Raw genomic sequence first — 24323 nt, 5'->3', positions numbered from 1 at the left:
TGTCTGGACCCGTTTGGGCGGGCAGCAGAGGAGCGGGCGGGGCCGGAATTTGCCCTCGCCCGCGATTGACCGGAGAAGACTCGACGGTACAAGACTTGACGGAACATAAGGCTTGACAGAACAGAAGAGGCCAGCAGTGAGCGTTCAGCCGGAGACAGAGACCGGAACACCAGCAGTCGCAGCGGAGACCCCCGAAGAGGGTGCCTACAGCTTCGCGGCCATGGAAGCCAAGTGGCCGCAGGTCTGGGAAGACCTCAAGGTCTTCACGCCCGTCGACGACGGTTCGAAGGAGCGGCGGTACGTGCTGGACATGTTCCCGTACCCCTCCGGAGATCTCCACATGGGCCACGCCGAGGCGTTCGCTATGGGCGACGTCGTCGCGCGGTACCTGCGCCAGCAGGGCTACGACGTGCTGCACCCGATCGGCTGGGATTCCTTCGGGCTGCCCGCCGAGAACGCGGCCATCAAGCGCAATGCCCACCCCAGCGAGTGGACCTACGCCAACATCGACACCCAGGCGGCGTCGTTCAAGCGCTACGCCATTTCCGCCGACTGGTCCCGCCGGATCCACACCTCCGACCCGGAGTATTACCGCTGGACGCAGTGGCTCTTCAAGCGCTTCCACGAGCGCGGACTGGCCTACCGCAAGAATTCCCCGGTCAACTGGTGCCCCAAGGACCAGACCGTGCTGGCCAACGAACAGGTGGTCAACGGCGCCTGTGAGCGCTGCGGCACCCCGGTCACCAAGAAGTCACTGAACCAGTGGTACTTCAAGATCACCGACTACGCCGACCGGCTGCTCGATGACATGGACGAACTGCGCGGTCACTGGCCCGAACGCGTCCTGGCCATGCAGAAGAACTGGATCGGACGCTCCGAGGGTGCGCACGTCAACTTCGTGATCGAAGCCGACGCCGGCTTGCCCGCCAAGGACGTCACGGTCTTCACCACCCGCCCTGACACCCTGTACGGCGCGACCTTTTTCGTCGTCGCCGCGGATGCGCCGATCGCCGTCGAACTGGTCACCGAAGAACACGCCGCGGCCCTGGACGCGTACCGCGAACAGGTCAAGGCGCTCACGGAAATCGAACGCCAGTCCACCGAGCGGGAAAAGACCGGAGTCTTCACCGGCCGCTACGCCGTCAACCCGCTCAACGGTGAGAAGCTGCCCGTCTGGGCGGCCGACTACGTGCTGGCGGACTACGGCACCGGCGCCATCATGGCCGTCCCGGCCCACGACCAGCGCGACCTCGACTTCGCCCGGACTTTCGACCTGCCCGTGCGGGCAGTGCTGGACACCGGCGAGGAGGATCCCGCGGTCAGCGGCACCGCTACCTCCGGCGAGGGGACCTTGATCAACTCCGGCGCCCTGGACGGCCTGCCGAAGGCAGAGGCAATCCCGGCCGCCATCGGGATCCTGCAGCAGCAGGGCACGGGCGAGAAATTCGTGAACTTCCGCCTGCGCGACTGGCTGCTCAGCCGGCAGCGCTTCTGGGGTACGCCGATCCCGATCATCCACTGCCCCGCCTGCGGCGAAGTCCCGGTCCCGGACGACCAGCTGCCTGTCACCCTGCCGGCCGACCTGCGCGGCGAGGACCTGTCCCCGAAGGGCACGTCGCCGCTGGCCGCCGTCGAAAGCTGGGTCAACGTCGAGTGCCCCAGCTGCCACGGCCCGGCCAAGCGGGACACAGACACCATGGACACGTTCGTGGATTCCTCCTGGTACTTCCTGCGCTTCGTCTCGCCGCAGTACACGGACGGCCCGTTCGATCCGGAGAAGATCAACGATTGGATGCCGGTCGGCCAGTACGTGGGCGGCGTGGAGCACGCCATCCTGCACCTGCTCTACGCGCGGTTCTTCACCAAGGTCATCCACGACCTGGGCATGATCGACGCCGACGAGCCGTTCAGCGCGCTGCTGAACCAGGGCCAGGTGCTCAACGGCGGCAAGGCCATGAGCAAATCCCTGGGCAACGGCGTTGACCTGAGCGAACAGCTGGACAAGTACGGCGTCGACGCCGTCCGGCTGACCATGATCTTCGCCTCCCCGCCGGAGGACGACGTCGACTGGGCCGACGTCTCGCCGTCGGGCTCCGCGAAGTTCCTGGCCCGCGCCTGGCGCCTGGGCCGGGACGTCACGAGCGCACCCGGCGTCGACTACGCCACCGGCGACCGTGCCCTGCGCGCCGTGACACACCGCACGATCGCCGACGCGGGAGCCCTGCTGGATAACAACAAGTTCAACGTGGTCGTGGCCAAGCTGATGGAACTGGTCAACGCGACGCGTAAAACTATTGACGCAGCCGGCGGCGCGGGCGGCGCCGATCCGGCGGTCCGTGAAGCCGTTGAGACCGTTGCGGTCATCCTGAGCCTCTTCGCGCCGTACACGGCCGAGGACCTCTGGGACGTGCTGGGGCATCCCGCCTCGGTGGCCAACGCCGGCTGGCCGACGCACGACGCTGCCCTCCTCGTGCAGGACACGGTGACCGCCGTCGTCCAGGTCCAGGGCAAGGTCCGGGACCGGCTGGAAGTCTCGCCGGAGATCAACGAGGACGAGCTGCGGGAACTGGCGTTGGCGTCGGAAAACGTCCAGCGCGCCCTCGACGGCCGCGGGATCCGCACGGTGATCGTCCGGGCCCCTAAACTGGTCAACATCGTCCCGGCCTAACCGGGAACCGGCCGCCGGTACACACCGGCGGCCGGCCGATACCGCAAGTCCGTCAGCACGTGCAGACAGCAGGAGGTCCTTCGTGCCCCACCGCGATCCCGCAGGGTGGCTGAAGGAGCGCCTCAGCGGGCTCCGGCACGCCAAACCGTCCGCCGAAGGCCCCGCAGCCGTCGTGCGGACAGCCGTCGTCACGGACTCCGCCGCTGCGCTGCCGGCGGACTGGGTCCATGCCGTCTCCGCCGACGGGCGGCTGACGGTCGTCCCGATGCCGGTGATGGTGGGGGCGGAAATCTACGGTGAGGGCGAGGACGACATCGCCGAGACGATCGCCCTGGCCCTTGCCAGCGGCAGGCCCGTCAAGACCTCGCGCCCTTCACCCGGACAGTTCGAACAGGCGTACCTGGCAGCCCAGCACGGCGGATTTGAGTCCGTCGTGTCGCTCCACATTTCCGGGGAGCTGTCCGGAACGGTGGACTCCGCCCGGCTCGCCGCCGCCCGCGTGGATATCCCGGTGGAAGTCCTGGACTCGCGCACCGTCGGTATGGCGCAGGGGATGGCGGTCCAGAGCTCCGTTGCCGCGGCGGCGGAGGGTGCGGCCGCGGCGGACGTGCGGGGGGTCGCTGAGCACGAACTGGCCCGCACCAAGGTGTACTTCTACGTGCCGAGCTTGGAGCAGCTGCGACGCGGCGGACGGATCGGCGCCGCGGCATCGCTCTGGGGGACCATGTTCTCGATCAAGCCCATCCTCGCGGTGGAAGACGGCAAAGTCGTTCCGCTGGAGAAAGTCCGGTCGGCGGCGAAAGCCATCGCGCGGCTCCAGGAGATCGTGGTGGCGGACGCCGCCGGCCGGCCCGCGGGGCGGGCCCGGCTTGCCGTCCACCACTTCGGCAACCCGGCCGAGGCGGAACTGCTCGCGTCGCAGCTGGGCGAAGCCGTTCCCGGCTGCGCTCCCGTCCAGATCAGTGCCCTTCCAGCCGTGCTGGCGGCCCACGCCGGACTCGGTGTGCTGGCCGTGATCGTGGGGGAGAGCAGCACCCCCGCAGGCCAGGACGCCCCCGCCTCGCCGTAGTCCGGCGCGGTACCGGCGTCGACAAAAGACCCGCCGGCGCTGGGCCGCGTGCCCGGCGGTTTCCCGGTATCCACATAAGACGCGCTGACCCTGAGCCGAGCGGCCAGGGCTTCGTACGATGGGCGCATGCCGCGCCACAATCCGGGAGACCCGCCCAGCACCGAACCGGGCCATGCCGGCCGCAGGCTGGCGGCCGCCGTTGCTCCGGGCGTTGTTGGTCCTGGCGCCGGGACGGGCCTGCTCGACGAGCCGCCCTTCGTTTCCCCGTCCCCGGGACAGCGCGACCCCGGCCCGGACGGGTCGCCGGTCCGCAGCCCCCGCATCAGGTGGCGCACCGGCCGCCATGCTGCCGTGTTGCTGTGCCTGCTGGCCACGGGAGTCCTTGGCTGGTTCTGGTGGCAGGCGGCGAACGCCAGAACGGAGGTCAGTCCGCTCAGCTCCATCCACCCAACGGAAACCAGCGGGGTGCAGGACCCGGAACCTGAAACAGGACCCTCCACCGGACCGTCAAGCACCCCGGACAGTGCCACCGGCGAAGGCGAAGCCAACACCCGCGAAAACATCATTGTCCACGTTGCCGGCGCCGTGGTCCGTGCCGGAATTGTGGAGTTGCCGCGGGGCAGCCGCCTGCACGAGGCCATCGCCGCGGCAGGCGGCGGTGCCCCGGGCGCGGACCCGGACCAGCTCAATCTCGCGGCCGTCCTGGAGGACGGGCAGAAAGTCCTGGTGCCGAGGGAGGGTGAAACCGTCCCTGCCGCGGCCGCCCCGACGGGGGAGGTGGGCGCCCGGGGAAGCCCGGGCAGCGGCTCCGCTCCCGCAGCGGGAAAGATCAACTTGAACACGGCCGGCGCCGAGGAACTGGCCACCCTGCCGAGGGTGGGCCCGGTGCTGGCGCAGCGGATTGTGGACTGGCGCCAGCAACACGGCGACTTCCAGCGGGTTGAGGAGCTGGATGCTGTGGACGGGTTCGGGCCCAAGCTGCTCGAGGGCCTGCTGCCCCTGGTGCGGGTGTGAGGGCGGGGCAGGACGTGGGACGGACGAGTCGCTGGCAATGGTACGTTGATGCCGCGGTCGGCAGGACTGCAGGAAACAATCACACGCCCGGTAACTCCCAAACGCCCGGACCCTTGCTGGCCCCGGCGGGACTCCCGCAAGCCATGCGGCAACGGCGCCGAGGACTGGGGCGCCGAGGACTGGGGCTCCGTGGCCGGCTCCCGTCGTTCGCAGTCCCCGGGCACGACGTCCTCGTGCGTGAGGACAACCTCCGCCGGACCGATGTGCGTCTGGTCCCCGCGGCAGTTCTCGTGTGGGCAACGGCCGCCGCGGGCCACCAGCTGCAACCCGCGGCGCTGGCCGCCCTCTACCTGACCCTCGTGGCGGGCTCGGGCGTGCTGCTGCTCAGGGCGGCATCCACCGCCCGGGCACGGCGGCCCGGCGCGCCAGCGCGCCGAAGTTTCCCCGCGACGATGGCCGCGGCCCTGCTTCTCGCCGCTGCCGCGGGCGGCCACGGCGCAGCCGACTCCTCCCGGCGGCACGAAGGGGCCGTGGCCGCCGCCGCGGCTGCGAACACAGCCGTCGCCGTGGAAGTGGAAATAGCGGGTGCGCCCCGGCGGCTCAGGACGCCGGGGCGTTCCGGACTCACGGACCGGTGGGCGGTCCCGGTCACCCTGATCGACATGACCTTCGACTCGCACCGGGTGCACGCGCAGGCAAAGCTGCTGGTCCTGGGAGGCGCCGGCTGGGAACATGCAGCCACCGGTCAGCGGATCCGCACGACCGGCAAACTCCAGCCGCCCGGGCCTGGCCAGCCGGAAGCGGCGGTCCTCTCGGCCAGTTCCGCGCCGCTCACGCTGGCGGCGGCTGCGACCTGGCAGCGGGGCCCGGCCGAACTCCGCGACCGTTTCTCCGCTGCCGCCGGGCACTTCGACGGTGACGCCCGTGGCCTCCTGCCAGGCATGGTTACCGGTGACACCAGCTCCCTGGACGCGGAGCTGGACGCAGCCATGAAGTCCGTCGGAATGACCCACCTGACCGCCGTCAGCGGCGCCAACTGCAGCCTCATCCTGGGCGCCCTCCTGCTGGCCGCGCGCACCCTGCGGTTCAACCGGGCGTTCGCGGCGGTCCTCTGCCTGGCGGGGCTGGCCCTGTTTGTCCTGATGGTCGGCCCGGAGTCCAGTGTCCTGCGGGCCGCCGTAATGGGCGCCATCGGGCTCGTCTCCCTGGCCGGCGGCAGGCCCGGGCGGGGCTTGAGCTTCCTGTGCCTCGCCGTGATCGCCCTGGTGCTGGCAGAGCCGGGGCTGTCCACCAGCTTCGGCTTCCTGCTGTCCGTGCTTGCGACCCTCGGCATCGTGGTGACGGGCCGGCCGATCATGGGCTGGTTCCCGCCAGCGGTGCCGCGTTGGCTCGCCGCAGGAGTAGCTGTTCCGCTGTCCGCGCAAGCGTTCTGCGGACCGGCGATCGTCCTCCTGCAGCCGCAGTTCTCCACCTACGCGCTGGCCGCCAACATGGCCGCCGCCGTCCTCGTCGCCCCGGTCACGCTGCTGGGGACCGCGGCCGTGCCGCTGGTGCCGCTGGCCCCGGCCCTCGCCGCCGCGCCGCTGGGCATCGCTGCGGCCTTCGCCACCGGGGTGGGAGCAATCGCCCGCTTCTTCGCGGGGCTGCCCGGCGCGGTCCTCCCGTGGCCGGAGGGAGGGTTCGGCGCCGCCACGATGACACTCTTCTCCGCCTGCACCCTCGCCGCCTGGTGGTTGCCCTTCCACCCCGCCCGCACCGTCGCGCTGGCCCGCGCGGCGCATGAACGGACGGTGGCGCTGCTCCACCGGATCCCGCCCCGCGGCGAAGGCCTGCGGCCGCTGCCGGGAGGTGCCCGGCCCGGCTTGGTGCACCGCCCGGGCCGTGGCAGGCTTAGAGTCTGCAAACAATCTTCCGGGAGGAAACCTCAGTGGCTGCTGCCCAGACCCCACGCGCCCGGTCCGCCGCGTCGAACACTGCCACCTGGCGCGACGTGACCCCGGCCGCCGTCGTCCTGGTCGGCGGACCGGAAGACTATCTGGGGTCCCGTGCCATGGACCGCATCCGGGCGCAGGTGCGCGCCGCAGCCCCCGATGTCGAAGTCACCCGGCTCAATGCCGGCACCTACGAGCCCGGTTCCCTCGCGATGAACGTTAGCCCGTCCCTTTTTGGGGAGCAGAAGCTGATCGAGGTGGAAGGCCTGGAGGGCATGAACGACGCTTTCCTGGCCGACGGGCTGAAGTACCTCGCCCGGCCCGAACCCGACGCCGTGCTGGTTCTCCGCCACAGCGGCGGCGTGCGCGGCAAGAAGCTACTGGACGCCATCAAGGCCGGCGGGTGGCCGGTGGTGGACTGCCAGCCACTGAAGAAAGACGCCGACAAGATCGCCTTCGTGACGTCTGAGTTTAAGGCCGCGTCCCGGCGCATCGATCCCGACGCCGTGCATGCCCTGGTCAACGCCGTCGGCGCCCATCTTGCTGAGCTGGCCGCTGCCTGCAGCCAATTGATCGCCGATGCCGCCACCGGGGTGGACTCCGCCATGGTGGACCGGTATTACGGGGGCCGCGTGGAAGCCACCGCTTTCAAGGTCGCCGACGCCGCGATGGCCGGCAACGCGCCGCTGGCGCTCTCCACGCTGCGCCACGCCCTCGACACGGGCGCGGACCCGGTGCCGCTGGTGGCCGCGGTGGCCTCCAAGCTGCGCACCCTCGCCAAGGTTGCCGGTGCCCAAGGCTCCTCGTCGCAGATCGCCAAGCAACTGGGCATGCAGCCCTGGCTTGTCGAGCAGGCGCAACGTGAGGTGCGGCGCTGGACTCCGGAGGGGCTCGTCCGCTCCATCCAGGTGACCGCCGAGGCCGATGCCCAGGTCAAGGGCCTGTCCCGGGACCCGGTCTACGCCGTCGAACACGCCGTGACGGTGATTGCGACGTCCGTGCGCCGCTGACGCGGGGCGTCGTGTGCGCTTGCCCGCTATTGGCGGGCGCCGCCCGGGCCAGGATTCGGGCTACCACATGATGTGCCGGGCCCTAATGTGCCTTTTTAACTGGAAGTGGCCGGCACCCGAGGGTGCCGGCCACTTCCATCAGTTCAAGTGAACTGGAAACCTTTAGAGCGCGTTGACCTTCTTGGAGATGGCCGACTTGCGGTTTGCAGCGTTGTTCTTGTGGAGAACGCCCTTGCTGACAGCCTTGTCCAGCTTGCGGCTGGCGGAAAGCAGCGCGGTAGCCGCAGCATCCTTGTCGGTGGACTCAACGGCGGTGTTGACGGCGCGGATGGCCGTCTTCAGCTCGGACTTGACTGCGTTGTTACGCAGGCGGGCCTTCTCGTTGGTGAGGATGCGCTTCTTCTGGGACTTGATATTAGCCACGTGTGAACTCTCTTTTTCAATGCGGAAAATGGTCTAGAGGGCTTTCAGATTGGCCATTGACTGAGCGGCGTGGGGATACCTATGGCGACCAACCATCTGTGGCCGTCGACCTGCACGGACACACAGCTGTCAATAGTAGCAGAGTGACCGTCGGACTGGCGATTTAGCGGCGCTCAGCGCCAGCCGTGGCGGCTCTGCAGGGCGGCGGCGATGACGCTGAAGCTTCCGGCGTCGAGGATGGCGCCCTCGCGCCGGACGTCCTGCGGGTTGATCTGCAGGATACGGTCCAGTTTCGCTTCGCTGGGACGCCACTGCCGGTCCCAAGGGCCGGTGCCGATGTCAACGTAGTCGTCCGCCCGGCGCGCGTCGCCGTCGTGGTCCTTGCTGGTCAGCATCAGGCCGAGCAGATAGCGGCCGCTGGTGCCCACCAGCAGCACCGGGCGGTCCTTGCCCCGGGAGTGGTCCTCTTCATACGGCACCCACGTCCAGACGACTTCGCCCGGTTCGGGGCGGCCGTTGGGGGAGGGCGCGTAGTTGATCTTAGCCGTTCCGCGGAAATCGCCGGGATAGGCGTGGGTCAGGCCGACGGCGGCGCCACGCCCGGTCCCCGGGCGTCCGCCGGACTTCGTGCCCGGCCGACCCGGCTGGGCCTTCGTTCCGGGTCGGGCCCTTGTTCCGGGCTTGGCCTTGGTGCCGGCCGGCCGGGCTGTGCCGGAGCTGCCGGGCGCGGAGCCCGGGCGCCCCTCCAGGAAGCGCAAGGTACTGCGGATTGCGTTGCCGATTGAGCGTAGATTCCAAGCCATGGGGACACAATACCGGCAGCGTAAGCAGCCAGGCGGCAGGCCGACGGCGGGATGCACTCCGTCGGGCCGGGACGTGGGAGACTATAGGTTCAGAGATGCGGCACGTCGCGGGCTGGGACACCAGCCCCCGCGCCGATCTGTGGAAAAACCAACAGTATTGCCAACAGTAAGGACCCTGCGTGTCTCCCATGGCCCGCACCGCCCCGGTGCCCGCGGCAACAGATCCGGACATCATCCGGAACTTCTGCATCATTGCGCACATTGACCACGGCAAATCCACACTGGCCGACCGGATGCTTCAGTACACCGGCGTGGTCCAGTCCCGTGACATGAAGGCCCAGTACCTGGACCGCATGGACATTGAGCGCGAACGCGGCATCACCATCAAGTCCCAGGCAGTCCGTATGCCCTGGGAGCTCGACGGCGTCAGCTACGCGCTGAACATGATCGACACTCCCGGACACGTTGACTTCACCTACGAGGTCTCCCGCTCGCTCGCGGCCTGCGAAGGCGCCGTGCTGCTGGTGGACGCGGCCCAGGGCATCGAGGCCCAGACCCTCGCCAACCTCTACCTGGCGATGGAAAACAACCTCACCATCATCCCGGTCCTGAACAAGATCGACCTCCCGGCAGCGCAGCCCGAGAAGTACGCAGCGGAACTCGCCAACCTGATCGGCGGCGACCCCGACGACGTGCTCCGGGTTTCTGGCAAGACCGGCATGGGCGTCGAGGTCCTGCTCGACAAGATCGTCCGCGACCTTCCCGCCCCCATGGGTGACCCGAACGCCCCGGCCCGCGCCATGATCTTCGACTCGGTCTACGACACCTACCGCGGTGTGGTCACCTACGTGCGTGTCGTTGACGGCATGTTGCACCCCCGCGAACGCATCCAGATGATGTCCACCCGCGCCACCCACGAACTCCTCGAGATCGGCGTCAGCTCCCCGGAGCCCACCCCCTCCAAGGGCCTCGGCGTTGGCGAGGTGGGCTACCTGATCACCGGTGTGAAGGACGTCCGCCTGTCCAAGGTGGGCGACACCGTCACCAACCTTGCCAAGCCGGCCACCGAGTCCCTTCCCGGCTACGCGGATGCCAAGCCGATGGTTTTCTCCGGCCTGTATCCGCTGGACGGCACGGACTACCCGGTGCTCCGCGATGCGCTGGAGAAGCTGATGCTTAACGACGCCGCCCTGGTGTACGAGCCGGAGACGTCTGCTGCGCTGGGCTTCGGCTTCCGCGTGGGGTTCCTCGGCCTGCTGCACCTGGAAATCACCCGTGAGCGGCTCGAACGCGAATACAACCTGGACCTGATCTCCACCGCCCCCAACGTGGAGTACGAGGTCACGCTGGAGGACAAGAAGGTCGTCCACGTGACGAACCCCAGCGAATACCCCACCGGCAAGATCGCGGAAGTCCGCGAACCGATGGTCGCCGCCACCATCCTGGCGCCCAACGAGTTCGTCGGCGCCATCATGGAGCTCTGCCAGAGCCGCCGCGGCGTCATGGGCGGCATGGACTACCTCTCCGAGGACCGGGTGGAAATCCGCTACCGCCTGCCGCTGGCAGAAATCGTCTTCGACTTCTTCGACATCCTCAAGTCCAAGACCCGCGGCTACGGCTCGCTGGACTGGAAGGCCGACGGCGACCAGGTGGCCGACCTGGTCAAGGTCGACATCATGCTCCAGGGCGAACAAGTTGATGCCTTCTCTGCCATCACACACCGCGACAAGGCCTATGCCTACGGTGTGATGATGACCGGCAAGCTGCGCGAACTCATTCCGCGGCAGCAGTTCGAGGTGCCCATCCAGGCCGCCATCGGTTCCAGGATCATCGCCCGGGAAAGCATCCGGGCCATCCGCAAGGACGTGCTCGCCAAGTGCTACGGCGGTGACATAACCCGAAAGCGCAAACTGCTGGAAAAGCAGAAGGAAGGCAAGAAGCGCATGAAGATGGTGGGCCGCGTCGAGGTCCCGCAGGAAGCCTTCATCGCCGCCCTCACCACGGACGAGTCCAAGGACAAGGCCAAGAAGTAGCAGTGCCAGTGATGACTGACCCCACGCAGGCGGGCCCGGACCGTGCCTAGCGCCCTGCCGCTGGGCGACCCGGCGCCACCGGACGGGCTGCTGCCCGCCCAGGCGCTGGAAGGCGCCCCGGACCGGGCCTTCGGGCTGTATGTGCACATCCCGTTCTGTGCCGTGCGCTGCGGGTATTGCGACTTCAACACCTACACCGCCACGGAACTCGGCGGCGGGGCCTCCCAGGACGCCTACGCCGGCACCGCCATCGCCGAAGTCGACTTCGCCGCAGCTGTCCTGCAGAGCAGCGGCCTGCCGGCACGCCCGCTCAGCACGGTCTTTTTCGGCGGCGGGACACCCACGCTGCTCCCCGCCGCAGACCTGGCCAGCATCCTCACCGCCGCCATCGGGGCCTGGGGCCTGGAGCCCGTTGCCGAGGTCACCACCGAAGCGAACCCGGACTCCGTCACCCCCGCTTCCCTGCGGCTGCTGGCCGACGCCGGTTTTACCCGGGTGTCCTTTGGAATGCAGTCGGCAGTGCCGCACGTCCTGAAGGTGCTGGACCGCACCCATACTCCCAGCCGGGTGCCGCAGGCGGTCCAGTGGGCCAGGGAGGCCGGCCTCGCCGTCAGCCTCGACCTGATCTACGGAACACCGGGGGAGTCGCTGGCCGACTGGCGCTACTCGCTGGAGACCGCACTGTCCTACGGTCCGGACCACATCAGCGCCTACGCGCTGATCGTCGAGGAGGGCACGAAACTCGCCGCGCAGATCCGCCGCGGCGAAGTGCCGGGAATCGACGACGACGACCACGCGGCCAAATACGAACTCGCCGACGAACTGATTTCGGCCGCCGGGCTCGCCTGGTACGAGGTCAGCAACTGGTCCCGCACCCCGGAGCAGGCCTGCCGCCATAACCTCGCCTACTGGCGGGGGGATGACTGGTGGGGAATCGGCCCGGGCGCGCATTCACACGTCGGCGGCGTGCGCTGGTGGAACGTCAAGCACCCCACCGCCTATGCAAACCGCCTGGGGTCCGGCCTCTCGCCGGCCGCCGGCCGGGAAACCCTCGATTCACAGACCCGCAACGTTGAGCGCGTCATGCTGGAAGCGCGGCTGAACTCGGGACTGGAGATCGCCAGCCTGGGCGGACTGGGCGACACCGGGCGGCACGCCGTCGCCGGACTCATAGCCGACGGACTTGTGGATCCCGTGGCGGCCTTCCATGGCAGCCTCGTCCTGACGCTCAAGGGCCGGCTGCTCGCCGACGCCGTGGTCCGCAGGATCCTGCCGGACTAGGGAACCCCGCTCTCCTTGTCGAGCCGCACTAAAACGGCGTGCAGCGAGTCGTTCAGGCGTAGTGGATCAGGAAGGCTTCCAGGCAGGAGCCCTCGTCAGACTCTCGCCAGTCCGTTTCTGCGGCGGGGAATTGGTGCCCGGCCGCGAATAGATACCAGTCCGGGAAGGGATCCACGGGCAGGCCCAAACCGGGGTCAGGGCCGGGATCCGCGGGCGGGTCCAAACCGGGGTCAGGGCCCGGATCCGCGGGCGGGTCCAAACCGGGGTCAGGGCCGGAATCCGCGGGCAAGCCTTGGTCCAAGGCCGTTTCCGATTCTGATTCCGAAATATCGTGGGGCCAGTCGGGTGGTTCCCAGTCCTGCTGTTCGCTGGGATAGTTGCGTCCTGTCGGGGAGGTCCAGCCGGGCGGTTTGTCTTTGTTGGCCCCGGCTGGTGTCCAGGCCGAGGTGTGTTTGAGGCGGTGGTGTTTCGGGCAGGGCTGTCCGAGGTTGGTGATCCCGGTGGTGCCTCCGTCGGCCCAGGCCAGGAGATGGTCCGCCTCATTGTCCAGGGAGTGGTTGTTGCAGCCAGGGAAGGGACATCTGCCGTCGCGGAGGTGCAGCCAGTGGCGCATAGCTTTCGTGAGGCGGTAGCTGGTCCGGCCGATTTCCAGCGGGGCCCCGTCCCGCGGGTCCGTCAGGACCCGGTAGAAGGAACCCGCGCCCTCGGCGATCAGTCGGCGGGCCATGGACGGCGGGATCGGCCCGTACCCGTCCAGCATCGCCGGTTCCTCAGTGGCACCCAGGAGCGACAGGACCGGGACGGTGACCAGGACCTGCGCCCGCGGGACCGGCACACCCCCACCCAGGCCGCTGACATCCGTGCCGGTGCCGGTGCCGCCAGCCAGACCGTGTCCTCCCTCGCTTGTGCCGCCGATGGTCCCGGTGCCGCCTTCGGCCAGTCCAGTGCTGAGGAGCCAGGTGGCGGCGACGTCGGCGCGGAGCCGGGTCAGGGTCCTGGCCTCCTCCGGGCCCTGCCGGGCCCGGGCGGCGGCGGTGGTCCGCTCCCAGATCCCCGCGGCCGTGTCGGCCGGGAGGTACGCGGAGAGCCAGGCCATCCCGTCCCGGTCCGGGCAGTACTCGACCCGCCGGTCCGCGGCACTCTTGGTGTGGCGTTTCTCGATGCTGACCGGGTGGTGGCGTTCCCGCCAAACACGGGCCTTGGTGCGGAGCCGTCCCGGGACGAGGTCCCCGGCCGGGCACCCGCGGGCCGGGTTCGGGGCGTCGGGGTCCAGGAAGTGCTCCTCCAATGCCGCCGCCCCGGCCGGATCCAGATTGCTGGTCTCGTCCACCATGATCCGGGCATGGGCCCAGGAGATTGTCCCGGCCTGCAGGGCCGCCAGGGTGAGCGGCAGCCGCGTGGTCAGGGCCTGACTCTCACCCAGCAGGGCTCCGGCGGCGTGTTCACTGACCGTCAATGCGCACGCGACCTCAGCGACCAAAGCCATCTCCTGGACGGCGCGCTCCTGCGGGGACGCCGCCGGCGGCGCCAGCGCCCGGGTCGCCTGCATGTAGTCCGCGGCGAACCTGACCTTCAACGCCGCCGTCCGTGCCTCCCGGCGGGCCACCCCGGCCATCCCCTCCAGGGACGCATCCGCCAGATCCCGCAACGGATCAGCCCACAGCGGATCAGACTCGGCATCCCGGACTGAACCACTGCCCGAAGGATCAGCGTCCCGCAGCCCACCGCTGCCGGTGGCATCAAGACAATCCGCGCCGGCGCCCGTGAAGGCACCAAGCGCAGCAACGGACGCGGCGACGGCCTCCCAGGCCTGCCTGCTCTCCGGACTCCACGCTGTCCTGCTATCCACACTTTCAGGATCTCAGGAGCCACCGACAAAATTGGAAGATCTCCTGCGTTGCGGCCCGACACCGGAGCTGACCGACAACCGGAGAGGGGTCAGCCTCCAAAAGACGGCTGTCCGGGCCGTTGAACCTCTCCCACGCCCGGAACGGCGGGACCAAGGCGAGGCTGCAGGCGGCGCGGGCGACCTGGGACGTAGGGGCCAGGCAAGGGGTAGCCGATGTCAGGCAATGCGCGTTCCCGACGCTGCGCACGGCCGTCGCGGCTGCGGGCCTACTTGATCCAGCGGAGGTTGTACTCGTAGCGGTGCGGCTGGCCGCGGTTGACGTGGATACCGGCCGCGACCGAGAAGCATGTCACGGCAATCCAGATAACCGTCGCCAGGACCGCGAAGATGTTGCCCACCACCGGGACGAAAACCAGCAGGTTGCACAGAACGGCAGCAATTGTGGGGGGCAGCGTGAAGTTGAGGGCTTCCTTGGACTCCTGGGCCGTGAACGGGCCGCGGTCCTTGAAGATCAGGTAGATCAGCAGCGAGGGAACGCAGCCCAGGATGCCGCCAAAGTGGGCCAGGGTGGCCCACTGCCGGTCCTCATCGGCCGTGAGCGGCAGCGCATTCGCGGGAACGCCGTGGTACGGGGGCTGGCCATGGCCGGCCTGGTTGCCAGTGTGTTCGCGTGCGTCATCTGCCACGGTGTCGTCCTTCGGATTGCGGTGGTGCGTTGGTGCCTGGAGGTGCCAAGGCTGCGCCGGGAGCGTAGCCGCCTTACCAAGAATACTTGCTCGGGCGCCGATTCACGGATCGGCCCGCTGGCGGGGGAGCGCGGCGGGACTCCTCAGGGAACAGTGAGGAAGTCGATGACCTCCTCCACCCGGCCCAGCAGGGAGGGTTCCAGATCGGCGTAGCTCCGGACCGCGCCCAGGAGCTTCTGCCAGCCCAGGCCGACGTCCTCCTTGGTGCTGTGCGGCCAGCCGAAGGCCATCAGGATCCCCGTCTTCCAATCCACGCCGCGGGGGATCACCGGCCACTGCTCGATTCCCAGCACGGCAGGCCGGATTGCCTGCCAGACGTCGACGTAGGGGTGGCCCACGATCAGGACGTTGCCGGCCGCGCCGGGGGACGCCATCACAGCCGCGGCGATCCGGGATTCCTTAGAATCGGGAACCAGGTGGTCCACCAGCACCCCGAGCCGGCGCCCGGGCCCGGGCCCGAAGGCCGCCACGGCACCGGCAAGGTCGTCGATGCCGTGCAGCGGCTCGACGACGATGCCCTCCACCCGGAGATCGTCACCCCAGACCTTTTCCACGAGTTCGGCGTCGTGCTTTCCCTCCACCCAGATCCGGCTCGCTTTCGCCACCTGGGCGCGCTGGCCGGCCACCCGGACGGAGCCGGAGGCGGTTCTGGTGCCCGCGGCGGCTGCGGCGGCTGCCCGGGGCGCCGGCGGCATCAGCCGGATCGGCTGGCCCTCCAGCAGGAAACCGAAGCCGAGGCGGAAGGACCGGGACTTGCCGCGGCGGTCTTCAAGGGCCACGACGTACATGCCGCCGGACTTCTCCACCCTGGTGACAGCGCCTACCCAGCCGGACTGCACATCTTCGAGCACCATTCCGCGCTCCACCGGCACTTCCGGCAGTTGGGTTTTGGCGGGGGCGGACAGGTCCTGGGGGCCCCAGTTCTGGTAGGACATTGGTTACACACTGCTTTGCGCTCGGTTTGCTGCGGCGGGCTGTGCCCGAAAACACCCGCCCCAGGAGGAACGCCCGGAGCGAATTCAATGCTAACAATGCGGCGACTCATATTAGACTGGTTAGCACTTAGGCATGTCGAGTGCTAATCAACATGTCTTTGTGCCAGGACAGTGTCCGGCGCGGCCGGCGAACGGCGGCACCGGATGCGGGACAGTCGATTGGAGGTGGAGGATGAGCGAACCACGCAAGCTCGAAGTGCTGCGCGCCATCGTGGAGGACTACGTCCACTCACGGGAACCCGTCGGCTCCAAAGCCCTCGTAGAGCGGCACCACCTCGGGGTGTCCAGTGCCACGATCCGCAATGACATGGCGGCCCTGGAAGACGATGGCCTCATCACGGCGCCGCACACCAGCGCCGGGCGCATCCCCACGGACAAGGGCTACCGGCTCTTCGTGGACCAGATTTCGGCGGTCAAGCCGCTCTCACCGGCGGAACGCCGCGCCATCCAGGCGCTGCTGGAGGGCTCCGAGGACCTCGACGACGTTCTGGACCGGACCGTCCGGCTGCTCTCGCAGCTGACCAACCAGGTTGCCGTTGTGCAGTACCCCCACCTCAGCCGGGCCAAGGTGCGGCATATCGAATTCGTCCTGCTGGCTCCCCGCAAGGTGCTCGCCGTGCTGATCGCGGACACCGGAAAGGTCGAACAGCGGGTCATTGACGCGGGGCAGGATCTTTCCGACGAGGCCCTGTCCGAACTGCGCACACGGTTCCTCGGCAGCCTCTCGGGCACCCCGCTGAACCTGCTGCCGCAGACGCTGCAGTCGGTGATTGTCAGCTGCCCGCCCGCTCGGCGCAGCGCAGCCCAGGCGCTGGCCCGCGGCCTTGAGGCGCTGGCTGCCAGCAGCCGAGAAGAGCGAATGGTCATGGCCGGGACCGCCAACCTGGCCCGCTCCAACGTGGACTTCCCGCTCAGCATCGGTCCGGTGCTGGAGGCCCTCGAGGAGCAGGTGGTCATGCTCCGCCTGCTGAGTGACATGGCCGAGGACCCGCGGGGCGTGACAGTCAGCATCGGCCGGGAAAACCCTTACGACGGCCTCGCGGAGGCCTCAGTGGTGGCGACGGGCTACGGCCCCGACGCCACGGCGAAGGTCGGCGTGCTGGGCCCCACCCGGATGGACTACCCGACCACCATGGCCGCCGTCCGGGCCGTGGCCCGCTACCTTTCTCGGATTCTCGGCCCCTGACGAACCGCGTCCAACCGACCGGCCCGACGGGCCGGCACCAGACTTCTTGCCCCTAACAGGCAGTGCCCCACCGGCAGTACAAAAAGGAAGAGATACAAACTTTGAGCAGCCATTACGACGTTCTGGGAGTCTCCCGCGAAGCTACCGGAGAAGAGATCAAGAAGGCCTACCGCAAGCTGGCGCGGACCCTCCACCCGGACGTAAACCCCGGGGACGACGCCTCGGACCGGTTCAAGGCCGTCACCCACGCCTACGAAGTGCTGTCCGATCCGCAGAAACGCCGGATCTACGACACCACCGGCAACGAGAACGGCACCGACAACGGCTTCGGCGGCGGCAGCTACGCCGGCCAGGGCTTCGCGTTCCAGGACATTTTCGAGACCTTCTTCGGCGCCGGCGGCCAGGCTGGACCGGCCTCCCGGGTCCGCCGCGGCCAGGACGCCCTGATCAGCGTCCGGATCGAGCTGCGCGACGCGGTGTTCGGCGTCAACAAGAAACTCGAAGTGGACACGGCCGTCACCTGCCCCACCTGCGAGGGCTCGTGCTGCCGGGAAGGCAGCAACCCGGAACGCTGCGACATCTGCGGCGGCAGCGGCCAGGTGCAGCGCGCCGTGCGTTCCATTCTCGGCCAGGTCATGACCACGGCCCCCTGCGGGTCGTGCGAGGGCTTCGGCACCGTCATCAAGGACCCCTGCAACGAATGCGCCGGCCAGGGCCGGATCCGCAGCCGGCGCTCCCTGACCGTCAAGGTTCCCGCCGGCGTCGCCACCGGCACCCGCATCCAGCTCTCCGGGCAGGGCGAGGCCGGACCCGCCGGCGGTCCCGCGGGCGATCTCTACGTCGAGATCCGGGTCGCCAACGACGCCACATACGTGCGCGACGGCGACGACCTGCACGCCAGCCTCAACATCCCCATGACGGCCGCCGCGCTGGGAACCGAGCTGACCCTCGACACCTTCGACGGCCAGCAGGAGATCGACGTCAAGGCCGGCACCCAGTCCGGTGAGGTCATCACGCTCCGCGGGCTCGGCGTCACCCACCTGCGCGGCTACGGCCGCGGCGACCTCAAGGTCCACCTCCAGGTGGACACCCCCGCCAAACTCGATCCCGCCCAGGAGGATCTGCTCCGCCAGCTCGCGAAACTCCGCGGGGAACAGTTCACCGAAGGAAAGCTTGCAGCGAGCGGCGGAGTCTTCGCGAAGCTCCGGGACCGGCTCGGTAACCTGTAGCGGTGAGCAACCCGGTCTTCTTCACTGCCCCCGGCACCCTGGACGGGCTGGCCGCCGGTTCCGTCTTCGTCCTTGACGGACCCGAGGCCCGCCATGCGGTCACGGTGAAGCGGCTTTCCGTGGGGGAGACCGTGGACATCGCCGACGGCGCCGGCAAGCGCCTTACCGGCACCGTGGCCGCCGCCGCGCCCAGCGAATTGACGGTGGCGTGCTCCGAGCTCTCCGACGAACCCCGGCCCGGGATCCGGCTCGTCCTGGTCCAGGCCCTCGCGAAGGGCGACCGGGACGAACTCGCCGCCGAAACCGCCACGGAACTGGGCATCGACGCCGTCGTCCCCTGGCAGGCGGAACGTTCGATTGTCCGCTGGAAGGCGGAACGTGCCGCCAAGGCGCACGCCAAGTGGCAGTCCGTCGTCACGGCGGCGGCCAAGCAGGCCCGCCGCGCCTGGATCCCGGAGGTCCGCCCCGCCGTCGACGGCGCCGGGCTGCAGGCGGCAGTGGCGGCTGCCGACCTCGCCATCATCCTGCACGAGGACGCCGTCCGGCCGCTGCGCCGGGTGCTGGAGGCCTGGCAGGACGCGGGCTCCGCTCGCGACGGGCCAGGCAGGGGCCGCGAGGTGCTGCTGATCGTCGGGCCCGAGGGCGGAATCAGCCCGCGCGAAGTGACCAGGCTCTGCGATGCCGGCGCGGTGACAGCCCTGCTGGGACACCATGTGCTGCGTTCCTCCACGGCTGGTCCCGCCGCCACGGTCCTCGCCAGCGACATCCTGGGCCGCTGGTAGCATCCTGCGGTCCGTTCGCGCCTACCAAGCGATCGACTGCTCCGTAACCGCCGTTCTGAGGGTTCAAGAGGGCCGTTACGGAGCAGTCGATCCTGAAATCCGGCGGGTCCGCTATTTGACCGTGAACCCGCGGGTGTCGACGTTGAGGTCCTCGGCCGGGTTGCCGTCCTCGAGCTGCGACACCCGGACCTCATATTTGCCGGGCCCAAGATTGACCGACAGGCCGAACGCTCCCGATTGGCCGGCCTCAGCCGATGCCGTGACCGTCCCGTCCAGGTATCTCGTCTCAACGCTGCCGTCGATGCGCAGAATCTCCCACCGGAGTTTCCCGCCAGGAGCGGTACTGCGGCCGGAGATCTTGACGGCGCCGTCGTCCAGGGACGTCCCCTCCTGGGGATCAATGATCCACACCGGGGCGACCATCCCGACGCTGCGTGCGGTCGGGGCGCCGAGGCGAACGTGGTTGAAAGCGACGTAGTCGGTATGCCCGTCGACGAGGACCACCACCTGGATCTGCTGGCCGGCATCGATCAGCCCAGCGCTGGCCGCGGCCGCCGTCGCGGTGTAGACAAGCTGCTGGACCGCACGCTCGGCCATGACGGGATCCACGTTGCTGTTGAAGGCGTCCGCTGACATGTCCACCGTGATGACGTTCTTGCCCGAGATGGAGCTTGCCAGTTTCTTCGGGTTCTGCCACGGAGTGAAGAAGTCCGGATCGAGCGGCTTCTCGGACATCATGACCCGGAGCGCCCGCGTGACCGGATTGTCCTGCTCCGGAACGTCACGGAACTCCCGGTAAAGGAACATACTGTCGTTGCTCCGGCCGATCCAGTACACCGGTGCTTTGTTGGACGCCTGCGTGGTTTCCAGCGGCGCGCTCGTGGTCGGCGCCGTCGCCTGGGCGGACAGGACCTGCGAGGGGGCACTGGAGTCCGTGATGCCGGACTGGGGTGTGGCCACACAGCCGGAAAGGGCCAGGGCGAGCGCCGCGGGCAGCGCCAGCAGCGGCATACCCGGACGTATCCGCCTGCCTGCCGTTGTCTGTCCAGTCCCGCGTTCCCTGATGGCCGTTGCCCTTCGCTGCTCGGTAGTGCCGTCCGTGCCGGCCCGCCGGCCCGGCTTAAAAGCCTGGCGGAGGCCGGTTTCCAGCATGGCATACGGGTCCGGCACGGAAGCGTGGATTCGGCCGGCGGGCGGGGATTGCAACGGGAACGATATGAGGCCGATACGAAGTTGATACCAAAAACCGGGAACGGCTCCAGATGACGCCAGGTGGCGGCGCGCCAGGTGGTCCCGCCCGGCGCAGTGCGCAGCCCCTCACTGGCGTAAGATAAAAGGACCCGTTGACACCCGGAACCAGAAGGCGAGCACCGCCCTCGGTCCGGATCAGCGGACAGACCATTTCCGAACTGGAGGGGACCAGAGGCCCGCGGGCCAACACCATGACTGAAGCAGCGAACGGCAAGGCCCGGATCAGCGCCGGAGAGCGCGCCGCAGGTGAATTCCCCCACTCCCTACCAGGGCTGCGGACGGAGGTAGTCCTGTTCGACAATTCCGATCAGATGGTCCAGTCCCTCGGCAGTCATGATGAAGCCCTGCGCTTCATTGAGGCCCAGTTCCCCGCCGTCGACTTCCATGCCCGCGGAAACGAGCTCGCCATCAGCGGGCCGGCCGCCGACGTGCCCAGGATTATGCGCCTGCTCAACGAAGTCCGGGGACTCGTCGCCCGGGGCACGGTGATCACTCCCGCTGTCCTGCAGCAGCTTGTGTCGATGCTCCGGAGCCAGTCCCTGCAGAACCCGGTCGACGTTCTCACCCACAACATCCTCTCCAGCCGCGGCAAAACGATCCGGCCGAAGACGCTGAACCAGAAGAACTACGTGGACGCGATTGACGCCAACACCGTGATCTTCGGGATCGGCCCGGCCGGTACCGGCAAAACGTACCTGGCGATGGCCAAGGCCGTGCAGGCACTGCAGCAAAAGGAAGTCTCCCGGATCATCCTGACCCGTCCCGCCGTCGAGGCGGGGGAGCGGCTGGGGTTCCTTCCCGGCACGCTCAGCGACAAGATCGACCCCTACCTGCGGCCGCTCTATGACGCCCTGCACGAAATGATGGACCCAGAATCCATCCCGCGGCTGATAGCGGCCGGCACCATCGAGGTCGCCCCGCTGGCCTACATGCGCGGACGCACGCTCAATGACGCCTTCATCATCCTGGACGAGGCACAGAACACCACGCCGGAGCAGATGAAGATGTTCCTCACCCGGCTGGGCTTCGGCTCCAAGATGGTGGTCACCGGAGACGTCACGCAGGTTGACCTGCCGTTCGGGACCCGGTCCGGCCTCCGGATCGTGGAGGAAATCCTGACGGGCATCGATGACGTCAACTTCACCGTCCTGGACGCCTCCGACGTCGTCCGGCACCGCCTGGTGGGCGACATCGTCAACGCCTACAGCGTCTGGGACGAGATCCAGCGGAACCGGGTCAAACATTCCGTGGCCCGCGACAAGCGGGGGGAACACGCGTGAGCATCGAGGTCAACAACGAATCCGGTATCACCGTCGATGAGGCCGAGCTGGTCCAGCTGTCCCGCTTCATCTTCGAACGCCTCTTTATCCACCCGCAGGCCGAGCTGTCAGTCCTGCTCGTGGACGAGCCCGCCATGGAGAAGCTGCACATCGAACTGATGGACGAACCGGGCTCCACGGATGTGCTCTCGGTGCCTATGGACGAGCTGACGCCGGGCACCCCGGACAAGCCCACGCCGCAGGGCATGCTGGGCGACATCGCCATCTGCCCGCAGGTCGCGGAGGTCCAGGCGATGAACGCCGGCCACTCCACCCAGGACGAAATGCTGCTCCTCACCACCCACGGCATCCTGCACCTGCTTGGCTTTGATCACGCGGAGCCTGAGGAGAAGGAGGAGATGTTCGGCCTCCAGCGCGAACTGCTCGCCGCCTTCACCGGTAAAGACGCCCCCTCCGAGACGATTCAGTGACCCCACTGATCGTTGCCGGCATGGCGCTGGTGTTCCTCAGTTTTGCCGCGTTCCTGACCGCAGCTGAGTCTGCTTTCAACTACCTTTCCCGGCATGATGCCGGGGCCGCGATCCTGCACAGCCGCGGTACCGCGCTCAAGCGCATCATGGCGCAGCCCGTGGCGCACATGCGGGCCCTGCGGTTCTGGCGCATCTGGTTCGACATGGCCTCCGCCGTCGCCGTGACGGTGCTGCTGAACAGCTTGCTCGACAACGTCTGGCTCTCCGGGCTGATCGCCACCGGCGTTATGGCCCTGCTGGGCTTCGTGATTGTCGGTGTGTCCCCGCGGCAACTCGGCCGGGTGCACTCGGCCGGCCTGGTCCGCTTCAGCGCCCCGGTGATCCGCTGGCTCTGCTGGGTGCTGGGTCCGATTCCCGGCTGGCTCGTCACCCTGGGCAGTGCCGTGGCCCCCGGGGCGCCCGCGGACAACGAGGCCTTCTTCAGCGAAGAGGAATTCCGGGAACTCGTGGACCGGGCCACGGAGTCCGACGTGATCGAGGACAACGAGGCCGAGCTGATCCAGTCGGTGTTCGATTTCGGCGACACCCTGGTCCGCTCCGTCATGGTGCCCCGGACCGACATCCTCAGCATCGACTCCGGGTCCAGCCTGCACCGGGCCATGTCGCTGTTCCTGCGCTCGGGCTACTCCCGGATCCCCGTCATCGGCGAGAACACGGACCAGGTCCTGGGCATCGTGTACCTCAAGGATGTGGCGGCAGTCATCCACAACCTCGGCCCCGATGAGGAGCCGCCGGTTGTTGACGAGCTCGCCCGCGAGGTGCGCTATGTCCCCGACTCCAAGCCGGTGAGTGAACTGCTGCGCGAACTGCAAAAGGAATCAACGCACGTCGCGATCGTGATCGACGAATACGGCGGCACCGCCGGGCTCGTCACCCTCGAGGACCTCATCGAGGAGATCGTCGGCGAGATCGTCGACGAATACGACACCGAGAGCGCGGAAGCGGTGGAACTCGGCGACGGAAGCTACCGGGTCAGCGCCCGGATGAGCATCGATGACCTCGGCGAGCTTTTCGACCTCGAGCTCGACGACGACGAAGTGGACACCGTGGGCGGCCTGCTGGCCAAGGCCCTCGGGCGGGTGCCGATTGTCGGCAGCACCGTCGAGGTCCACGGGCTGTCCCTCCGTGCCGACCGGCTCGAGGGCCGGCGGAACCGCGTCAGCCACATCATTGCGGCGGCCGCACCAAGAGTAGAAACTGACCTTGAAGACCTTCTCGACGAGGCCGCACCAATCCAACAGGGAGTCTCACGTGAGCAAGCAGAATAAGTCCGACGGCGAAGCAGCCCACGGCGGCTACCGCGCCGGTTTCGCGGTGCTGGTTGGACGCCCCAACGCGGGCAAGTCGACCCTCACCAACGCCTTGGTCGGCCAGAAGGTGGCGATCACCTCGGCCAAGCCGCAGACCACGCGGCACACCATCCGTGGCATCGTGCACCGGGACGACGCGCAGCTGATCCTGGTTGACACCCCGGGACTGCACCGCCCGCGCACCCTGCTGGGGAAGCGGCTCAACGAGCTCGTAGCCGACACCCTTGCTGAGGTCGACGCGATCGGCTTCTGCCTGCCGGCCAATGAGAAGATCGGCCCGGGCGACAAGTTCATCGCCGCCCAGCTCGCCGCCATCGGCAACAAGCCGGTCATTGCCATCGTGACGAAGTCCGATACCGTGGACCGCCAGGCCCTCACCGAGCAGCTGCTCGCCGTTGCCGCCCTGGGCCGCGAGGTCCTCGGCGACGACGGCTGGAAGGACATTGTTCCGGTCTCCGCCACCGACGGATTCCAGGTCGGCACCCTCGCCGACGTGCTGATCACCCACATGCCGCCGTCGCCGCCCCTCTACCCGGACGGCCACCTGACGGACGAACCGGAAGCCGTGATGATCGCCGAACTCATCCGGGAGGCCGCCCTCGAGGGCGTCCGCGACGAACTGCCGCACTCCCTGGCCGTCGTCGTCGACGAGATCGTTCCACGGGAAGGCCGGCCCGATGACAAGCCTTTCCTCGACGTCCGGGTCAATCTCTACGTGGAGCGTCCTTCGCAGAAGGCCATCATCATCGGTAAGGGCGGTGCCCGGCTCCGCGACGTCGGCACCAACGCCCGCAAGTCGATCGAGGCCCTGCTCGGCGCGCGCATCTACCTCGACCTGCACGTGAAGGTCGCCAAGGACTGGCAGCGCGACCCGAAGCAGCTGGTCAAGCTCGGCTTCTAGGCACAACCCGGCGCCGGCGAGGCCCGCGCCGC

At 68.4% G+C, this 24323-nt stretch carries 20 protein-coding genes; 14 read left to right on the top strand and 6 right to left on the bottom strand.

What is annotated here, in order from left to right; translation table 11 throughout:
- Positions 1-136 precede the first annotated feature (136 nt).
- The 5 genes from leuS to holA all read left to right on the top strand — a co-directional run bounded on the left by leuS (position 137) and on the right by holA (position 7692).
- Entirely contained in the window at positions 137-2668 is a 2532-nt protein-coding gene (leuS, locus tag AC50YC_RS04695; RefSeq protein ID WP_494952420.1) for a leucine--tRNA ligase, read from the top strand.
- A gap of 82 nt (positions 2669-2750) precedes the next feature.
- A complete protein-coding gene (locus AC50YC_RS04690) occupies positions 2751-3737 on the top strand; it encodes a DegV family protein (protein ID WP_494952419.1) in 987 nt (328 codons plus the stop codon).
- Between the two features lie 126 nt (positions 3738-3863).
- Positions 3864-4751, top strand: coding sequence for a ComEA family DNA-binding protein (locus tag AC50YC_RS04685; RefSeq protein ID WP_494952418.1), 888 nt, complete (start codon positions 3864-3866; stop codon positions 4749-4751).
- Between the two features lie 233 nt (positions 4752-4984).
- Entirely contained in the window at positions 4985-6745 is a 1761-nt protein-coding gene (locus AC50YC_RS04680; protein ID WP_494952417.1) for a ComEC/Rec2 family competence protein, read from the top strand.
- Positions 6679-7692 (top strand): DNA polymerase III subunit delta, encoded by a 1014-nt coding sequence (gene holA / locus AC50YC_RS04675; RefSeq protein WP_494952416.1) that lies wholly within the window; start codon positions 6679-6681, stop codon positions 7690-7692. The genes AC50YC_RS04680 and holA overlap by 67 nt, the downstream gene beginning before the upstream one ends.
- A 162-nt stretch (positions 7693-7854) precedes the next feature.
- Here the strand turns inward: holA and rpsT are convergent, their stop codons facing one another.
- Both rpsT and AC50YC_RS04665 read right to left on the bottom strand, forming a co-directional pair.
- Positions 7855-8115 (bottom strand): 30S ribosomal protein S20, encoded by a 261-nt coding sequence (gene rpsT / locus AC50YC_RS04670; protein WP_226775157.1) that lies wholly within the window; start codon positions 8113-8115, stop codon positions 7855-7857.
- 173 nt (positions 8116-8288) lie between these two features.
- Positions 8289-8918: a type II toxin-antitoxin system PemK/MazF family toxin gene (locus AC50YC_RS04665; RefSeq protein ID WP_494952415.1), complete on the bottom strand. Its 630-nt coding sequence runs from the start codon at positions 8916-8918 to the stop codon at positions 8289-8291.
- Between the two features lie 179 nt (positions 8919-9097).
- Here AC50YC_RS04665 and lepA point away from each other — a divergent pair, with 179 nt between their 5' ends.
- Positions 9098-10951 (top strand): translation elongation factor 4, encoded by a 1854-nt coding sequence (lepA, locus tag AC50YC_RS04660; RefSeq protein ID WP_494952414.1) that lies wholly within the window; start codon positions 9098-9100, stop codon positions 10949-10951.
- 42 nt (positions 10952-10993) lie between these two features.
- Positions 10994-12232: a radical SAM family heme chaperone HemW gene (hemW, locus tag AC50YC_RS04655; RefSeq protein WP_494952413.1), complete on the top strand. Its 1239-nt coding sequence runs from the start codon at positions 10994-10996 to the stop codon at positions 12230-12232.
- A gap of 52 nt (positions 12233-12284) precedes the next feature.
- On the opposite strand, the gene AC50YC_RS04650 is transcribed toward hemW, so the two are convergent.
- From AC50YC_RS04650 to AC50YC_RS04640, 3 genes are all read right to left on the bottom strand, one after another.
- Positions 12285-14081, bottom strand: a complete 1797-nt coding sequence (locus AC50YC_RS04650) for an HNH endonuclease signature motif containing protein (RefSeq protein ID WP_494952412.1) — start codon at positions 14079-14081, stop codon at positions 12285-12287.
- A 266-nt stretch (positions 14082-14347) separates the two neighbouring features.
- Positions 14348-14767, bottom strand: coding sequence for a DUF4870 domain-containing protein (locus AC50YC_RS04645; RefSeq protein WP_494952411.1), 420 nt, complete (start codon positions 14765-14767; stop codon positions 14348-14350).
- A gap of 143 nt (positions 14768-14910) precedes the next feature.
- The gene (locus tag AC50YC_RS04640; RefSeq protein ID WP_494952410.1) at positions 14911-15762 is read right to left on the bottom strand and encodes a DUF3097 domain-containing protein; all 852 of its coding nucleotides are present in this window, start codon (positions 15760-15762) and stop codon (positions 14911-14913) included.
- 232 nt (positions 15763-15994) lie between these two features.
- Between AC50YC_RS04640 and hrcA the strand changes: the two genes are divergently transcribed.
- From hrcA to AC50YC_RS04625, 3 genes are all read left to right on the top strand, one after another.
- Positions 15995-17008, top strand: coding sequence for a heat-inducible transcriptional repressor HrcA (gene hrcA / locus AC50YC_RS04635; protein WP_494952409.1), 1014 nt, complete (start codon positions 15995-15997; stop codon positions 17006-17008).
- Positions 17009-17109: 101 nt separating this feature from the next.
- A complete protein-coding gene (gene dnaJ / locus AC50YC_RS04630; protein WP_494952408.1) occupies positions 17110-18237 on the top strand; it encodes a molecular chaperone DnaJ in 1128 nt (375 codons plus the stop codon).
- 2 nt (positions 18238-18239) lie between these two features.
- Complete coding sequence (locus tag AC50YC_RS04625; protein WP_494952407.1) at positions 18240-19019, top strand: 16S rRNA (uracil(1498)-N(3))-methyltransferase; 780 nt, start codon at positions 18240-18242, stop codon at positions 19017-19019.
- A gap of 111 nt (positions 19020-19130) precedes the next feature.
- On the opposite strand, the gene AC50YC_RS04620 is transcribed toward AC50YC_RS04625, so the two are convergent.
- Positions 19131-20030, bottom strand: coding sequence for a GerMN domain-containing protein (locus AC50YC_RS04620; protein ID WP_494952406.1), 900 nt, complete (start codon positions 20028-20030; stop codon positions 19131-19133).
- A gap of 431 nt (positions 20031-20461) precedes the next feature.
- Here AC50YC_RS04620 and AC50YC_RS04615 point away from each other — a divergent pair, with 431 nt between their 5' ends.
- Genes AC50YC_RS04615 through era form a run of 4 tightly spaced genes read left to right on the top strand, consistent with a single transcriptional unit; the run spans position 20462 to position 24291 of the window.
- Positions 20462-21550 (top strand): PhoH family protein, encoded by a 1089-nt coding sequence (locus AC50YC_RS04615; protein ID WP_494952405.1) that lies wholly within the window; start codon positions 20462-20464, stop codon positions 21548-21550.
- The gene (ybeY, locus tag AC50YC_RS04610; protein ID WP_494952404.1) at positions 21547-22020 is read left to right on the top strand and encodes an rRNA maturation RNase YbeY; all 474 of its coding nucleotides are present in this window, start codon (positions 21547-21549) and stop codon (positions 22018-22020) included. The genes AC50YC_RS04615 and ybeY overlap by 4 nt, the downstream gene beginning before the upstream one ends.
- Complete coding sequence (locus tag AC50YC_RS04605) at positions 22017-23348, top strand: hemolysin family protein (RefSeq protein ID WP_494952403.1); 1332 nt, start codon at positions 22017-22019, stop codon at positions 23346-23348. Before ybeY ends, AC50YC_RS04605 begins: the two co-directional genes overlap by 4 nt.
- Positions 23332-24291, top strand: a complete 960-nt coding sequence (era, locus tag AC50YC_RS04600) for a GTPase Era (protein WP_494952402.1) — start codon at positions 23332-23334, stop codon at positions 24289-24291. The genes AC50YC_RS04605 and era overlap by 17 nt, the downstream gene beginning before the upstream one ends.
- The last annotated feature ends 32 nt before the right edge of the window (positions 24292-24323 follow it).

Source organism: Pseudarthrobacter sp. MDT1-56, from assembly GCF_059383555.1.
This window is presented reverse-complemented; position numbering and strand designations above follow the sequence as displayed.

What these genes read in the sequence shown, in the direction of transcription:
- hrcA (WP_494952409.1), top strand. Translation starts at nt 15,995, where the DNA reads ATGAGCGAACCACGCAAGCTCGAAGTGCTGCGCGCCATCGTGGAGGAC.
- AC50YC_RS04640 (WP_494952410.1), bottom strand. Translation starts at nt 15,762, where the DNA reads ATGTCCTACCAGAACTGGGGCCCCCAGGACCTGTCCGCCCCCGCCAAA.
- AC50YC_RS04615 (WP_494952405.1), top strand. Translation starts at nt 20,462, where the DNA reads ATGACTGAAGCAGCGAACGGCAAGGCCCGGATCAGCGCCGGAGAGCGC.
- AC50YC_RS04620 (WP_494952406.1), bottom strand. Translation starts at nt 20,030, where the DNA reads ATGCCGCTGCTGGCGCTGCCCGCGGCGCTCGCCCTGGCCCTTTCCGGC.
- AC50YC_RS04665 (WP_494952415.1), bottom strand. Translation starts at nt 8,918, where the DNA reads ATGGCTTGGAATCTACGCTCAATCGGCAACGCAATCCGCAGTACCTTG.
- AC50YC_RS04685 (WP_494952418.1), top strand. Translation starts at nt 3,864, where the DNA reads ATGCCGCGCCACAATCCGGGAGACCCGCCCAGCACCGAACCGGGCCAT.